The sequence below is a fragment of the Bacillus sp. D48C genome (genome assembly GCF_053345735.1).
The window spans coordinates 436,021-451,449 of sequence record NZ_JBKFAQ010000001.1; the positions used below are offsets into that span (position 1 = coordinate 436,021).

15 protein-coding genes are annotated in these 15,429 nt (G+C 37.3%); 12 read left to right on the plus strand and 3 right to left on the minus strand.

The features are described from left to right. Positions 1 to 4: 4 nt before the first annotated feature. Positions 5 to 949, minus strand: a complete 945-nt coding sequence (locus ACLBXA_RS02345; RefSeq protein ID WP_000823610.1) for an iron-hydroxamate ABC transporter substrate-binding protein — start codon at positions 947 to 949, stop codon at positions 5 to 7. A gap of 188 nt (positions 950 to 1,137) precedes the next feature. Between ACLBXA_RS02345 and ruvA the strand changes: the two genes are divergently transcribed. Genes ruvA through yajC form a run of 6 tightly spaced genes read left to right on the plus strand, consistent with a single transcriptional unit; the run spans position 1,138 to position 5,471 of the window. Next, positions 1,138 to 1,755 carry a Holliday junction DNA helicase RuvA gene (gene ruvA, locus ACLBXA_RS02350; RefSeq protein ID WP_000464512.1) on the plus strand — a complete coding sequence of 206 codons (618 nt, stop codon included), beginning with the start codon at positions 1,138 to 1,140 and terminating at the stop codon, positions 1,753 to 1,755. A 5-nt stretch (positions 1,756 to 1,760) separates the two neighbouring features. Further along, positions 1,761 to 2,762, plus strand: a complete 1,002-nt coding sequence (gene ruvB / locus ACLBXA_RS02355) for a Holliday junction branch migration DNA helicase RuvB (protein WP_000344464.1) — start codon at positions 1,761 to 1,763, stop codon at positions 2,760 to 2,762. After that, positions 2,759 to 2,959, plus strand: a complete 201-nt coding sequence (locus tag ACLBXA_RS02360) for a DUF2905 domain-containing protein (protein ID WP_000138162.1) — start codon at positions 2,759 to 2,761, stop codon at positions 2,957 to 2,959. The genes ruvB and ACLBXA_RS02360 overlap by 4 nt, the downstream gene beginning before the upstream one ends. A 19-nt stretch (positions 2,960 to 2,978) precedes the next feature. Then, complete coding sequence (gene queA / locus ACLBXA_RS02365; RefSeq protein WP_000354016.1) at positions 2,979 to 4,031, plus strand: tRNA preQ1(34) S-adenosylmethionine ribosyltransferase-isomerase QueA; 1,053 nt, start codon at positions 2,979 to 2,981, stop codon at positions 4,029 to 4,031. Positions 4,032 to 4,043: 12 nt separating this feature from the next. Then, on the plus strand, positions 4,044 to 5,183 hold the full coding sequence (gene tgt, locus ACLBXA_RS02370; RefSeq protein WP_000125365.1) for a tRNA guanosine(34) transglycosylase Tgt: 1,140 nt from the start codon (positions 4,044 to 4,046) through the stop codon (positions 5,181 to 5,183). A 27-nt stretch (positions 5,184 to 5,210) separates the two neighbouring features. Beyond that, complete coding sequence (gene yajC, locus ACLBXA_RS02375; RefSeq protein WP_000991113.1) at positions 5,211 to 5,471, plus strand: preprotein translocase subunit YajC; 261 nt, start codon at positions 5,211 to 5,213, stop codon at positions 5,469 to 5,471. 36 nt (positions 5,472 to 5,507) lie between these two features. Here the strand turns inward: yajC and ACLBXA_RS02380 are convergent, their stop codons facing one another. Then, a complete protein-coding gene (locus ACLBXA_RS02380) occupies positions 5,508 to 5,891 on the minus strand; it encodes a TIGR04086 family membrane protein (RefSeq protein ID WP_000349145.1) in 384 nt (127 codons plus the stop codon). 103 nt (positions 5,892 to 5,994) lie between these two features. On the opposite strand from ACLBXA_RS02380, the gene ACLBXA_RS02385 reads away from it, so the two are divergent. Beyond that, entirely contained in the window at positions 5,995 to 6,642 is a 648-nt protein-coding gene (locus ACLBXA_RS02385; protein WP_000454822.1) for a DUF421 domain-containing protein, read from the plus strand. An 80-nt stretch (positions 6,643 to 6,722) separates the two neighbouring features. Here ACLBXA_RS02385 and spoVB read toward each other — a convergent pair whose 3' ends face one another. Further along, a complete protein-coding gene (gene spoVB / locus ACLBXA_RS02390) occupies positions 6,723 to 8,282 on the minus strand; it encodes a stage V sporulation protein B (RefSeq protein WP_000198293.1) in 1,560 nt (519 codons plus the stop codon). A gap of 185 nt (positions 8,283 to 8,467) precedes the next feature. Here spoVB and ACLBXA_RS02395 point away from each other — a divergent pair, with 185 nt between their 5' ends. The 5 genes from ACLBXA_RS02395 (at position 8,468) to ACLBXA_RS02415 (ending at position 15,337) form a co-directional block, all read left to right on the plus strand. After that, positions 8,468 to 8,752, plus strand: coding sequence for a post-transcriptional regulator (locus ACLBXA_RS02395; RefSeq protein WP_000884549.1), 285 nt, complete (start codon positions 8,468 to 8,470; stop codon positions 8,750 to 8,752). 269 nt (positions 8,753 to 9,021) lie between these two features. After that, positions 9,022 to 11,286 (plus strand): protein translocase subunit SecDF, encoded by a 2,265-nt coding sequence (secDF, locus tag ACLBXA_RS02400; RefSeq protein ID WP_016077245.1) that lies wholly within the window; start codon positions 9,022 to 9,024, stop codon positions 11,284 to 11,286. 156 nt (positions 11,287 to 11,442) lie between these two features. Then, positions 11,443 to 12,336, plus strand: a complete 894-nt coding sequence (locus ACLBXA_RS02405; protein WP_000409738.1) for a cation diffusion facilitator family transporter — start codon at positions 11,443 to 11,445, stop codon at positions 12,334 to 12,336. Positions 12,337 to 12,437: 101 nt separating this feature from the next. After that, positions 12,438 to 14,777, plus strand: coding sequence for a single-stranded-DNA-specific exonuclease RecJ (recJ, locus tag ACLBXA_RS02410; RefSeq protein WP_242298276.1), 2,340 nt, complete (start codon positions 12,438 to 12,440; stop codon positions 14,775 to 14,777). Positions 14,778 to 14,824: 47 nt separating this feature from the next. Next, positions 14,825 to 15,337, plus strand: coding sequence for an adenine phosphoribosyltransferase (locus ACLBXA_RS02415; RefSeq protein WP_000346215.1), 513 nt, complete (start codon positions 14,825 to 14,827; stop codon positions 15,335 to 15,337). Positions 15,338 to 15,429: the final 92 nt, after the last annotated feature.

The following is a 15,429-nucleotide window of genomic DNA, read 5'->3' on the forward strand; positions in this document are numbered from 1 at the left end:
TTTCTTACTTATTCTTAGCTAAAATTTCTTTTGCGATTTCATCGATTAGCATATCTTTTCCGATTGGATTGAATGCTTTCGTATTGAAGATTTCGTTTGATACTTCATATACATGATTGTTTTTCACAGCTTTATTGTCTTTCCAAACGGCACTGTTTTTGTAGTCTTCGTAAACTTTATCAGCTTCGCCGCCAAAGTTTACAATAAACATTTGATCAGGTTGGAATGCAACAAGACCTTCTAGCGATACTTGCGCCATTGTTTGTTTTAAATCTGTACCTTTTGTTGCTGGAAGTTTTAAGTCATTAAAGATGATGTCACCGTATCCGAAGCTGCCGTATACGCGGAAGTTTTGTGGTGTAACTGCAACGAACATAAAGTTCTCATCTTTTGTTTTCTCTTTAATTTTTTTAGATAAAGAGTCTGCTTTCTTATCGTAGTCTGCAATCCATTTGTCTGCTTTCTTCTCTTCGCCAAATAGCTTACCTACTTCTTTAAATTTACCACGCCAGTCTTCTAAGTTTGTTTCTAGAACAACTGTAGGTGCAACCTTTTCTAGTTGATCATAAATTTTTAATTGACGGTTGTTTAAAATAATTAAGTCTGGTTTTAAAGCAGTAACAGCTTCTAAATCAACTTTAGGTGCCCAGTACCAACCTACTGCTTTTACTCCATCTAACTTATCTGTTAAGTGATTTTGGATTTTATCTTTATATGTATTTGCTGTACCAACAGGTTTGTGTCCAAGAAGTAATAGTTCTTCTGTTGATCCAGATAAGTCAACAATTCTCTTTGGATTTACTGGAATTGTTGCTTCACCTTTAGCATGTTTTACAACTTTTGTTTTCGGTTGTTCTTTTGCTTTCGATTCTTCTTTTTGAGAAGAGCAGCCAACGATAGAAAGAACAACAAGCATAATAGTAAATAAAATAAATAGCTTACGTTTCATCCTGATGTAACCCCTTTAATTAGTATTGATAATCATTATCGACCTCTGTATATTAAGGTGCTTTAACCTTTCTGTCAATGGAAAATAACAGAAGTTTCAAGTGGAGAACATTTGTTGGGGCAGTCTCGCTTTTCTATCATTAAATATGTTAAAATGGAATACATGATTTAAGAGGGAGAGATCGTATTTTGTTTGAATATGTTACAGGTTACGTGGAGTATGTAGGGCCGGAATATGTCGTAATTGATCATAATGGAATTGGTTATCAAATTTTCACACCGAATCCGTATGTATTTCAAAGAAGTAAGCAAGAAATCCGTGTCTATACATATCATTATGTGAGAGAAGATATTATGGCACTTTACGGGTTTAAAACACGTGAAGAGCGTTTATTATTTACAAAGTTGTTAGGCGTGTCTGGCATTGGGCCAAAAGGCGCTCTTGCAATTTTAGCTTCTGGTCAAACAGGACAGGTCGTTCAAGCGATTGAGCATGAAGATGAGAAGTTTTTAGTGAAATTCCCAGGCGTCGGAAAGAAAACAGCACGCCAAATGATTTTAGATTTAAAAGGAAAACTAGCAGATGTCGTACCAGATGCATTTGTTGATTTATTCTCAGACACAGAACGTTTTGATGAGAAGAAAGGTACATCAGCTGAGCTTGATGAGGCACTGGAAGCTCTGCGCGCACTTGGATACGCAGAACGCGAAGTTTCTCGCGTTGTACCAGAGTTATTAAAAGAATCATTAACGACGGATCAGTATATTAAAAAGGCACTTAGTCTTTTACTAAATGGTAAGAGGTGAGTATAATGGACGAACGTCTCCTTTCAGGGGAATCTGCATATGAAGATTCGGATTTAGAATATTCATTACGGCCACAGACGCTCCGTCAGTATATTGGCCAAGATAAAGCGAAACATAATTTAGAAGTATTTATTGAAGCGGCGAAAATGCGTGAAGAAACGTTAGATCATGTGCTTTTATATGGACCACCAGGTCTTGGTAAAACGACGCTTGCGAATATTATTGCTAATGAAATGGGCGTTAATGTTAGAACAACTTCAGGTCCGGCAATTGAAAGACCAGGAGATTTAGCTGCTGTATTAACAGCGCTTCAGCCAGGAGATGTATTATTTATTGATGAAATTCATCGTTTGCATAGATCAATTGAAGAAGTATTGTATCCTGCAATGGAAGACTTTTGCCTTGATATCGTAATTGGAAAAGGGCCTTCAGCACGTTCTGTACGCCTAGATTTACCGCCATTTACATTAGTTGGAGCAACGACACGCGCCGGAGCATTATCAGCGCCGCTTCGTGACCGATTCGGTGTACTTTCAAGGTTAGAGTATTACACAGTAGATCAGCTTTCTGCGATTGTTGAACGTACAGCAGAAGTATTCGAAGTTGAAATTGATTCGTTAGCTGCACTAGAAATTGCAAGGCGTGCTCGTGGTACACCTCGTATTGCAAATCGTCTTTTAAGACGTGTACGTGATTTCGCGCAAGTTCGTGGTAACGGAACGGTTACGATGGAAATTACACAAATGGCATTAGAGCTACTGCAAGTAGATAAATTAGGTTTAGATCATATTGATCATAAATTACTGCTTGGTATTATTGAGAAATTCCGTGGTGGTCCAGTTGGATTAGAAACGGTTTCAGCAACAATTGGAGAAGAATCTCATACGATTGAAGATGTGTATGAGCCGTATTTATTACAAATTGGCTTTTTACAACGAACGCCAAGGGGCCGAATTGTAACGCCGCTTGCGTATGAACATTTCGGAATGGAGATACCAAAAGTATGACGGAGATGCCAAAGCTGCTTATTACAGCGGGGATCTTACTCATTGTTGTTGGATTAGCTTGGAAGTTCATTGGAAGGCTTCCAGGCGATATTTTTGTTAAAAAAGGAAACGTTACCTTTTATTTTCCTATCATTACATGTATTGTGTTAAGTATTGTATTATCTTTTATTATGTATATAATAAATCGATTCAAATAAGAAATAGGTGGATATAGCTATGGATATAAATCTGTTTGATTTTCATTTACCAGAAGAACTTATTGCACAAGTCCCGTTAGAAGATCGTGAAACATCAAGATTAATGGTGTTAGACCGTGAAACAGGTGATATTGAGCATAAACATTTTACGGACATTCTTTCCTACTTACATGAGGGGGATTGTTTAGTTTTAAATGAAACGAAAGTTATGCCTGCTCGTTTGCATGGTGTGAAAGAAGATACAGGCGCACACATTGAAGTACTTCTTTTAAAACAAGAAGAGGGCGATAAGTGGGAAACGCTTGTAAAGCCAGCGAAACGTGTAAAAGAAGGAACTGTTATCTCTTTTGGCGAAGGGAAATTAAAAGCAACTTGCACAGGAACTGCAGATCAAGGTGGACGTCAGCTTGAATTTTCATATGACGGCATCTTCTATGAAATTTTAGATGAACTTGGGGAAATGCCACTTCCTCCATATATTAAAGAGACGCTAGAAGATCGCGATCGCTATCAAACAGTATATGCGAAAGAAATTGGTTCAGCAGCAGCGCCGACTGCGGGACTTCACTTTACAGAAGAGTTACTTGAGAAGTTAAAGCAAAAAGGCGTTCAGTTAGCATTCATTACACTTCACGTAGGACTTGGAACATTTAGACCAGTTTCTGCAGATACGATTGAAGAACACCATATGCACGCAGAATATTACCATATGTCTGAAGAGACAGCGGCATTATTAAATCGTGTAAAAGAGAATGGTGGACGTATTATTACTGTAGGTACGACATCAACTCGTACGTTAGAAACAATTGCAACAGATCATAACGGTAAGCTTTGCGCCGCTTCTGGATGGACAGATATTTTCATGTATCCGGGATATGAATTTAAAGCAATTGATGGTTTAATTACAAACTTCCACTTGCCGAAATCAACATTAATCATGCTTGTAAGTGCATTTGCAAATAGAGATAATGTACTTCATGCTTACAATGAAGCAGTAAAAGAAAAATATCGTTTCTTTAGCTTCGGTGATGCAATGTTCGTTGCATCTCACGCTAAAATGAGAAACAAATAAAAGGAGTAAGTTATGACAGCAATTCGTTATGAATTTATTAAGACATGTAAACAAACGGGTGCCCGTTTAGGTCGTGTGCATACACCGCACGGTTCATTTGATACACCAACATTTATGCCAGTTGGTACACTTGCGACAGTTAAGACAATGTCACCAGAAGAATTAAAAGCAATGGATTCTGGCATTATTTTAAGTAATACGTATCATTTATGGCTACGTCCAGGTCATGAAATTATTCGTGAAGCAGGCGGCTTGCATAAATTTATGAACTGGGATCGTGCAATCTTAACAGACTCTGGTGGTTTCCAAGTATTCAGTTTAAGTGACTTCCGTCGTATTGAAGAGGAAGGCGTTCACTTCCGTAACCACTTAAATGGAGATAAATTATTCTTATCACCAGAAAAAGCGATGGAAATTCAAAATGCATTAGGTTCAGATATTATGATGGCATTTGATGAGTGTCCACCATTCCCAGCTACTTTTGAATATATGAAGAAGTCTGTAGAACGTACAAGCCGTTGGGCAGAACGTTGCTTAAAAGCGCATGAACGTCCACAAGATCAAGGTTTATTCGGTATTGTACAGGGCGGGGAGTACGAAGAGCTTCGTCGTCAAAGTGCAAAAGACCTTGTTTCAATGGACTTCCCTGGTTACGCTGTAGGTGGTTTATCTGTAGGTGAGCCGAAAGATATTATGAACCGTGTACTTGAGTTTACAACACCACTTCTTCCAGATAATAAGCCACGTTACTTAATGGGAGTAGGTTCTCCTGACTCATTAATCGATGGTGCAATTCGTGGTATTGATATGTTTGACTGCGTACTTCCAACTCGTATCGCTCGAAATGGTACATGTATGACAAGTGAAGGTCGTCTAGTTGTAAAAAATGCGAAATTTGCAAGAGACTTCGGTCCGCTTGATCCAAATTGTGATTGCTATACATGTAAAAATTACTCTCGTGCGTACATTCGTCACTTAATGAAATGTGATGAAACGTTCGGAATTCGTTTAACGTCTTATCACAACCTTCATTTTCTGTTAAACTTAATGGAGCAGGTGAGACAAGCTATTCGTGAAGACCGTCTTGGCGATTTCCGCGAAGAATTCTTTGAACAGTATGGCTTTAATAAACCGAATGCTAAAAACTTCTAATACATAATTTAAAAGGAGGAACAAAAGATGAATGCAGGTATGATGAATATCGTTATGATTGTTGCGATGTTTGCGATTTTCTATTTCTTATTAATTCGCCCGCAACAAAAGCGTCAAAAAGCAGTTGCTCAAATGCAAAACGAATTAGCAAAAGGTGATGCTATCATAACAATTGGTGGCTTACACGGTACAATCGAATCAGTAGATGACACGAAAATTGTTATTAAATCTGGTGGTTCACACTTAACTTTCGATCGCAATGCGATTCGTGAAGTTGTGAAAAACTAATGTGGAAGGCCCTGCATGAAATGTGCAGGGCCTTTTTTAGTTACTTTGCTTTGACATATTTACACCGAAAATACCACCGAGTGTACTCGCCCCCATTAATGCTAATTGATAAAGTAATTGTGAGTTCGATAAAGTTTGAGAAAAGCCTAAATAGTTAACTAGAAAAACGAGTATAGTGAACGTGAGACCTGTTGTGAGACCTACCAGCCACCCTTTCCCCTGTGCTTTGTTGCCAGCAATAAAACCAGACATAAGCATAGATAAAAGAGCGAGTATAAAAATAGTAACGGCTAATGTCCCTTCGTTTATATTCGTAAACTTTAATAAAAGAGCCATAATCATGCTAGTAAGAGATGCGAGAATTAATAGTGTAGTAATACCGAATCCGATTGCAGTGGATAATTTTTTCGTTCCATCCATTTATACATTCCCCCTTTTTAATACAAGCATATTTTCCTTTTGTCTAAGTTAGACTAGTTTCTTTTTTATAGGGGAGTCTATACGTAAAAAAGGAGATGTAGAAATGGAATGGATATCAATAATTGGACGGACAATGCTTTTGTATACCATCATCTTAATTATTTTTCGTCTTATGGGTAAACGTGAGATAGGAGAGCTAAGTGTATTAGATTTAGTCGTATTTATTATGCTTGGAGAAATGGCTGTAGTAGCAATTGAAAATACCGATAAATCACTTTGGCATCAATTAATTCCGATGACTTTTCTTATGTGCATCCAAATTATTTTGTCAGTCATTTCCCTAAAGTATCAACGCTTTCGGCATTTAATAGAAGGTGAGCCGGCTATTCTTGTAAACGCGGGGAAGATTGATGAAAAGAAGATGAGAAAGCAACGTTATAATATAGATGATTTAATGATGCAATTAAGGGAGCAAGGAGTTGGAGATATTCGGGATGTAGAATATGCTATTTTGGAACCGTCTGGGAAGTTATCTGTCTTTCAAAAACAAAAAAATAAACAGGATGTATTGCAGTTTACTCTTCCTCTTATTATTGATGGAGAAATTCAATCTAGTCATTTACAAATGATTGAACATACAGATGAATGGCTTATTGAGAAATTAAAAAACTTAGGTTATAACGATGTGACACAAATTTTATACTGTAGTTTTCAAAACGGAAAATTTTTTGTTGATGTAAAAGAAAATTAGAGATTTATTCTTTGAAAGAGTAAGAATGATTAGTTTAACTAATAATCAGTGGAGATTACCCCACTGATTAAAGTTTCAACTTATTTCAAAAATGAAAGTTTACGAATGATAGGGAGACGACTTAACTCTTCTTTTCGAATGAGTTTGAAGGTGAAGAGAAGTACGATATAAACAATTGTTGTTAAAGTGATTTCCCATAATGTTTGTATGCCGAGGGAATGAGAGAAAATAATATATTTATGAATATAAAAACCGAAGGCGCCTGCGATACCGATGGCAAGTCCGCCGAAAATATAGTCTTTTGCGTAAATGGTAAATGTAATCTTTTTTAAAACAGTAGCGTAGTGAAGAAATGTTACTGTTACAATATTTGCAGCGATAGCGAGAGCAACTCCCATCATTTGAAATTCTGGCCTTGAGGCTAGTACAAAAATAACAATTAATTTCACGGTGGCGCCAATAAATGTATTCATCATTGCAGCTCTTGCTAAGTTTAAAGCTTGCAAAACAGAGGTCAGTGGACTTTGGAAATAATGAAATAAAAAGCAAGGTGCAAGAAGTTGAATGAATGCTGTTGCGCTGTCTGATCCGTACATAAGAGTTAAAACAGGAGAAGCGAATACATATAATATAACGACAGACCATCCCCCGGTAATTAATGAAATTCGAAGTGCTTGTTGTAAGCGGTGCTCCACTAATTTATGTTGTCTTTTTGCCATCGCTTCACTAATAGAAGGGACGAGCGCTGTAGAAAGAGCGTATGTAATAAAGGCGGGTAGTGATAGGAGCGGGAATGCATAACCGTTTAACATGCCGTATTGCTGGGTTGCAACAGAAGCAGCGACACCAGCGATTGCTAAGCTTTGCATAACGACAATAGGTTCAAAAAAATATGAAACGGAGCCGATTAAACGACTTCCTGTAGTGGGAAGAGCTATATCCATAAGGGAATAAAATGTTCCTTTGCTCTCCTTTACAGTAGTGAAAAATCCAGAGCGTATTGATAAATGTTTTTCGCGCTGAAATAACGTGAGTAAAAATAATAAGGATGCAACTTCACCGAGAACAGCTGATAACATAGCACCGGCTGCAGCATATTCTACGCCGTAAGGTAAAAATAATTGAATGCATATAGCGATAATGGTAATGCGGACAACTTGTTCTAGAACTTGTGCATAAGCGCTAGGTTTCATATTTTGTTTCCCTTGAAAGTAACCGCGCAAAACAGAAGAAATGGCAATAACAGGAACGACGGGCAAAATGGCTATTAATGGATAGTACGTTCTTTCGTCGGTTAATAATGTTTTTGCTAAAATAGGTGTGAGGAACATAATTCCGATTGTTAATATGATACTAATAACGGATGTAACAGCTAGTGATACAGTTAATATTTTTTTAACTCTTTGTTTATCGTTCACAGCTTCCGCTTCTGCTACAAATTTTGCGATTGCGACAGGAAGACCGATTTGTGTTAATGTAATTGCTAAAATGAATGTAGGAACGGCCATCATATAAAGACCAACGCCTTCTTCACCTAAAATACGTGCCATTACTATACGATTGATGAAACCGAGTATTTTTGTAATAAATCCGGCTATCATTAAAATAAATGCGCCTTTTAAAAAGCTTTGTCTCGTCATGTTCTTCTCCTACCTTCTCAAAATCAATGGAATGATTTACAATAATTTATATGCACGTACGAGACAAGAATGACAAGCATTTAAGAGAGTGAACTATGATAGCGCTCTTGAAAGTAGTTATTGCTGTCCATTAGAGCGGGATTAAAGCGACTTTTTCGTGCTGAAATAAGAAGGAGATGTTATAGATGTTAGATAAAGAGGCTTTGGTAGAATCATACCGCGGACAGTTACAAGTCGTTTTAGAAAGTAAAGTAGAAGAGTTTCACATGTTCGGTTACGACCGAGTGACAGATGATGATATTTGGAAGTTTCTCAAAGTGAAAAAGTGGAAAAAGATAGACAGTGATGTTAGATTATATGAATTGGTAAATGATGTATTAAGAGTAAGTGCTAATGAGTATATGACATATTTAACTGTTGAAGCGTACCAAGCGCCACTTTGGTCATTTGATGAGTACGAAAATAAATAACCGACTGCAATTGGTTTGTTCTTCCTTTTGCAGTATAATGATATGTATTGATAAAGAGGAAATAATTATGTCTAAGATTATATATAAAGGAGGTAGTGAAGAGGAAAATAAATGATGAAAGTCTAGGTAGTGTAAAAGCTTACCTATACAGCTAGTGATGAACTAGCAAAAATTATAGAAAGGAAGTCTACTAACTAGGCGTATGCACACGTATAAAAGTGAATCGTAAGAGATTTATTTAAAGTGTTAGTAGCAGAAAGAGGGTACATATGGCAAAGCGTGGTACGAGAATTGCCGCCTTTTTCCTCATCGTCTTATTAATCGGTGGAGTAATTGGTGCGGCGGGAAAAGACATAGCAAAAGGAATTAGTCTAGGACTAGACCTTCGCGGTGGTTTTGAAATTCTGTATGAAGTAAAACCAGCCAAAAAAGGTGATAAAATCGATCGAGACGTACTTGTAAGTACAGTAGGTGCTCTTGAAAATCGTGTCAATGTTCTCGGTGTAAGTGAGCCGAACATTCAAATCGAAGGGCAAGATCGAATTCGTGTACAGCTTGCTGGTGTACAAGATCAGCAAAAAGCACGTGAAATGTTATCAACACAAGCGAAATTAACATTCCGTGATGTGGATGATAACCTTCTTATGGATGGAACGGATTTAAAAGGCGGCGGAGCGAAGCAAACATTTGATGAGCAAGGCCGTGCGAGCGTAGGTCTTACACTGAAAAGCGCTGAAAAATTCCGTGCAGTAACTGAAAAAATTTCTAAAATGCCACCACCAACGAATTTAATGGTAATTTGGCTTGACTTTGAAGAAGGAAAAGATTCGTATAAAGCAGAATCTGCAAAACCGAATCCGAAGTTCTTATCAGCGGCAACAGTAAGCCAAGTATTTAACCAAGCTGAAGTATCTATCGTAGGTGGAAACTTCACAGTTGAAAGTGCGAAACAACTTTCATCTTTATTAAATGCAGGTGCACTTCCTGTTGATTTAAAAGAAATGTATTCAACATCTGTTGGAGCGAAATTTGGTCAACAAGCATTAGATCAAACAATTTTCGCTAGTGCGATTGGTATCGCTCTTATTTTCTTATTTATGCTTGTGTATTACCGTTTACCAGGGCTTGTAGCTGTAATTATGTTAGGTCTATACATTTTCGTTACATTACTTGTCTTTAACTGGATGCATGCAGTTCTTACGTTGCCAGGTATTGCGGCGTTAGTGCTCGGGGTAGGTATCGCAGTTGATGCGAATATTATTACTTACGAGAGATTGAAAGAAGAGCTGAAAATTGGTAAGTCCATGATGTCAGCATTCCGAGCTGGTAACCATCGTTCATTAGCAACAATTCTAGATGCGAACGTTACGACTCTTGCAGCTGCAGGTGTGTTATTTGTATATGGTACAAGCTCAGTCCAAGGGTTTGCAACAAGTTTAATTGTAAGTATTTTAGTCGGTTTCATTACGAACGTATTCGGTACTCGTTTCTTACTAGGTTTACTTGTAAAGAGCCGTTACTTTGATAAAAAACCAGGATATTTTGGTGTGAAACAAAAGGATATTATTCCTTTAACAAAAGGTGTAGTACATCCACCAACGAAATTTGATCGTATTAACTTCGTAAATATCGGTCATAAATTCCTTATCTTCTCAATTGTAGTTGTAATTGCAGGTGCAATTATCCTGCCAATTTTCAAGTTGAATCTTGGTATTGACTTTGCAAGTGGTACACGTATGGACTTGCAATCAAAACAAGCAGTTACTGTGGCTGATGTTCATAAAGATTTTAAAGAGTTGAACATTGATGTGAAGGAAGAAAATATTGTACCGACTGGAGATGACAATAAAGGTTTCGCAGTTCGTACATTAGGTGTTTTATCAAAAGATGAAATTGCGAAAACAAAAACATTCTTCCATGATAAATATGGTACGGATCCAAACATAAGTACAGTTTCACCGACAATCGGTAAAGAGATTGCACGAAATGCATTTATCGCTGTACTAATTGCTTCTGCAGTTATCATTTTATACGTAAGTATTCGATTCCGATTTACGTATGCGTTATCTGCAGTGCTTGCGTTACTACATGACGCATTCGTTATGGTTGTTATGTTTAGTATTTTCCAATTGGAGGTAGACTTAACGTTTATCGCTGCAGTACTAACAATCATCGGTTATTCTATTAATGACTCGATTGTTACATTTGATAGAAACCGTGAATTATACAAACAGAAAAAACGAGTGCGCGATATAAAAGACCTAGAAGAAATCGTAAATGCAAGTATTCGCCAAACGCTTGGTCGTTCGATTAACACCGTATTAACAGTGTTACTCCCAGTAATTGCACTGCTTATCTTCGGTAGTGAGTCACTACGTAACTTCTCGTTTGCGTTGCTTGTTGGATTAATTGTAGGTACGTACTCTTCTGTTTTCGTTGCCTCTCAAATTTGGTTAATGCTTGAAAACCGTCGTTTGAAAAGAGGTAAAAACAAGAAGAAGGTTGAGAAAGTAGAATCTGAACCGCAAGTATAGAAAAGATGATGTCTCTTTATGAGGCATCTCTTTTTTCGTTTGTGGATACAATAAGATAGCAACTTTTTGATGGGAAGAAGATGGAAGAAAGTGGTGGTGTTATCGCTGTTTTTGTTAAAATAAAAAGATAGGTTAAGAAAAGAAGGGATTTTAATTATGGAAAAAGATGAACGTTTTAAACAGGCCGAGTTTGGTGCTATTGTCGGGATCGTTGGTAATATTATATTAGCAATTGTAAAGGCGGTAATTGGTTATATTGGGAACAGTAAAGCACTGTTAGCAGATGCGGTGCATTCTGCATCAGATGTAATTGGTTCGCTAGCTGTACTTTTTGGATTGCGAGCGGCAAAGCAGCCACCTGATGAAGATCATCCGTATGGTCATGGTAAAGCGGAATCGATTTCAGCGATTATTGTTGCGGTATTATTATTTATTGTGGGACTCGAGATAGCGATTTCGTCTATAAAAGCTTTTTCGCAGGAACTAGAACCACCGAAAGGAATTACGATTTTTGCTGTTGTTCTTTCGATTATCGTGAAAGAAGGAATGTTCCAATATAAATTCCGATTAGGGAAGAGGGTAAATAGTGATGCAATTATTGCAAATGCATATGAGCACCGTTCGGATGTATTTTCTTCAATTGCAGCTTTAATCGGTATTTGTGCAGCTATAATCGGTGGTAAGCTTGGTATAGACTGGCTTGTATACGCTGATCCGATTGCAGGATTAGCTGTTTCACTTCTTGTTGTAAAAATGGCATGGAGCATTGGAGCGGAAGCAATTCATGCAACGCTTGACCATGTTCTTCATGAGGAGGATGTTATTCCGCTTAGAGAAGCAGTTCTTCAAGTAGATGGTGTGAAAAAAATTGGTTCTTTATATGCACGGGAGCATGGTCATTATGTTATTGTCGATATTAAAGTGTCTGTAGATCCATACATTACTGTAGAAGAAGGACACCGCATTGGAAAACATGTGAAAGAAATACTTATGAAACAAGAGAATGTACAAAATGTATTCGTGCATATAAATCCGTATTCTCCAAATTAAACATCATTAACATTTTTGTATATAGATATTGCATCGTAGTTTGCATTATATTGTCACCCCTTAATCTGTCTTGTATAATAAACAGGTTAAGGGGTGATTTCGTGTTACAACCGAAGACGCGTTGGAAAGAAAAAGAATATAATGACGAGCGAGTGAGTGAATTAGCAAGTAAATTACAGTTATCGCCACTTGTCGTTTCATTATTCCTCGGTAGAGGACTAGATACAGAAGATAAGATTTTAGATTTTTTAAATACAGAAAATCAAGAATTTCATGATCCATTTTTATTAGAAGGAATGGATAGAACGGTAGAACGTGTAAATAAGGCGATTCAAAATGGAGAGCAAATATTAATATTTGGTGATTACGATGCGGACGGAGTAAGTAGTACGACGGTTTTATATCTTGCTCTTCAAGAATTAGGTGCAGAAGTAGAATTTTACATTCCAAATCGTTTTACAGAAGGGTATGGACCGAACGAAGAAGCGTTTCGTTGGGCGCATAGCGCAGGGTTCTCACTGATTATTACTGTTGACACTGGCATCGCAGCAGTACATGAAGCGAATGTAGCAAAGGAGCTTGGAATAGATCTAATTATTACAGATCACCATGAGCCACCGCCAGAATTGCCAGAAGCACTTGCGATTATACATCCGAAATTAGAAGGTGGCCTATATCCGTTTCACTATTTAGCTGGTGTAGGTGTTGCGTTTAAAGTTGCGCATGCACTATTAGGCCGTGTACCAGAACATTTATTAGAGATTGCAGTAATCGGTACAGTAGCCGATTTAGTTTCACTTCATGGTGAAAATAGGTTGCTAGTGAAACGCGGTTTAAAACATATGCGTATGACGAAAAATATTGGTTTGAAGGCATTGTTTAAAGTTGCTAACGTTTCGCAAAGTGAAATTACAGAAGAGAGTATTGGCTTCTCAATTGCACCGCGTATTAATGCGGTCGGGCGTTTAGAAGATGCAACGCCGGCTGTACACCTTTTATTATCAGATGATCCTGAGGAAGCGAAAGAGTTGGCCGAAGAAATTGATGAGCTGAACAAACTGCGAAAAGATATTGTAAAGCAAATTACCGAAGAGGCTATCGCTGAAGTTGAAAATAACTTTCCGCCAGAAGAAAACAAAGTATTAGTACTTGCAAAAGAAGGTTGGAATCCAGGTGTAATTGGGATTGTCGCTTCTAAATTAGTTGAACGTTTTTATCGTCCGACTATTGTATTATGCATTGATCCTATAAAAGAAACAGCAAAAGGCTCAGCGCGTAGTATTGCAGGATTTGATTTGTTTGCAAATTTATCAGATTGTAGAGAGTTATTGCCACACTTCGGAGGGCATCCGATGGCAGCTGGGATGACGCTACATATGAATGATGTAGATGAATTACGCCGTCGCTTAAATGAACAGGCAGATGCAATTTTAACAGAAGAAGATTTTATTCCAATTACAGCAGTTGATGTTTTTTGTAAAGTGGAGGATGTAACGCTAGCGGCAATTGAAGATATGCAGAAGTTAGCACCATTTGGTGTTGGAAATCCGAAACCACGTATTGCAGTGAAAGATGCAGAGTTAGAAAGTATTCGCGCAATCGGATCAGATGGCTCTCATTTAAAAATGGCTCTTCGTGATGGACAAGCAACACTGGATACAATTGGATTCGGTTTCGGTGCATATGCGAAAGAAATCTCTCCAGTTGCAAAGGTATCTGTAATAGGGGAAGCATCCATCAATGAATGGAATAATTTTAAGAAGCCACAACTAATGGTACAAGATATTGCTGTAGAGGCGTGGCAATTATTTGATTGGCGTAGTATGCGTAATGCAGAAGCAAATTTAGCAGAACTTCCGAAAGAAAAAATAACAATGGTGTATTTTTCTGAAGAGGTATTGAATAAATTTTCTTTAGAGGACTATAAAGAAAAGCTTATGCATGCGTCAGAAGTAACGCATTTAGATGATCAATACATCGTGTTACTCGATTTGCCAAAAGGAACAGATGAATTACGTGAGTTATTTAAAGTAGGATTCCCAGCGCGAATTTATACGCTGTTTTATCAAGAGAATAACCATTTATTTAGTACAGTTCCTACGAGAGAACATTTTAAATGGTACTATTCTTTCTTAAACCAAAAAACACCATTTTCTTTAAGACAATATGGAGAACAACTATGTCGTCATAAAGGTTGGTCAAAAGATACAGTAAATTTCATGACACAGGTGTTTTTTGAGTTAGAATTTGTTACAATAAAAGATGGCGTCATTTTTATGGCAGACAAAAAACAAAAGCGTGATTTAATTGAATCGAACACATATCGTGAGAAAATGAACCACTTACAATTAGAAAAAGAATTGGTTTATAGCACATATCAGCAACTATATACATGGTTTGAAACGATTCGTAATCATAAAGAAGTAGAACAGTTAGGGTAAAGGATTTGTATTTACAAACCTTTTAGATCTGAGGAGGATTCAGAAATATGGATTTCAAGCAACATATCGCAATTGTACCGGATTATCCGAAAGAAGGTATTGTGTTCAAAGACATTACACCTTTAATGAATGACGGTAAAGCATACAAAGCAGCAACAGATGCAATCGTTGAGTACGCAAAAGAAAGAGATATCGATGTTGTAGTAGGACCAGAAGCTCGTGGTTTCATTATCGGTTGCCCAGTTTCTTATGCGTTAGAAGTAGGATTTGCACCAGTTCGTAAATTAGGGAAATTACCACGTGAAGTAATTACAGTTGACTACGGTAAAGAATATGGTAAAGATGTTTTAACAATCCATAAAGATGCAATTAAGCCAGGTCAACGCGTATTAATTACAGATGATCTATTAGCTACAGGTGGAACAATCGAAGCGACAATTAAGTTAGTTGAAGAGCTAGGCGGAGTTGTAGCAGGAATTGCATTCTTAGTAGAGCTTACTTACTTAGATGGTCGTAAAATGTTAGATGGTTACGATGTATTAGTATTAGAAAAATACTAATCACTATATAGGTAAAACTACGGTGATAAAAAGTACCCGTGAATCTCTTGGAGAGGAGCGGGTACTTTTGTATAATTGAACAAAAAATCATG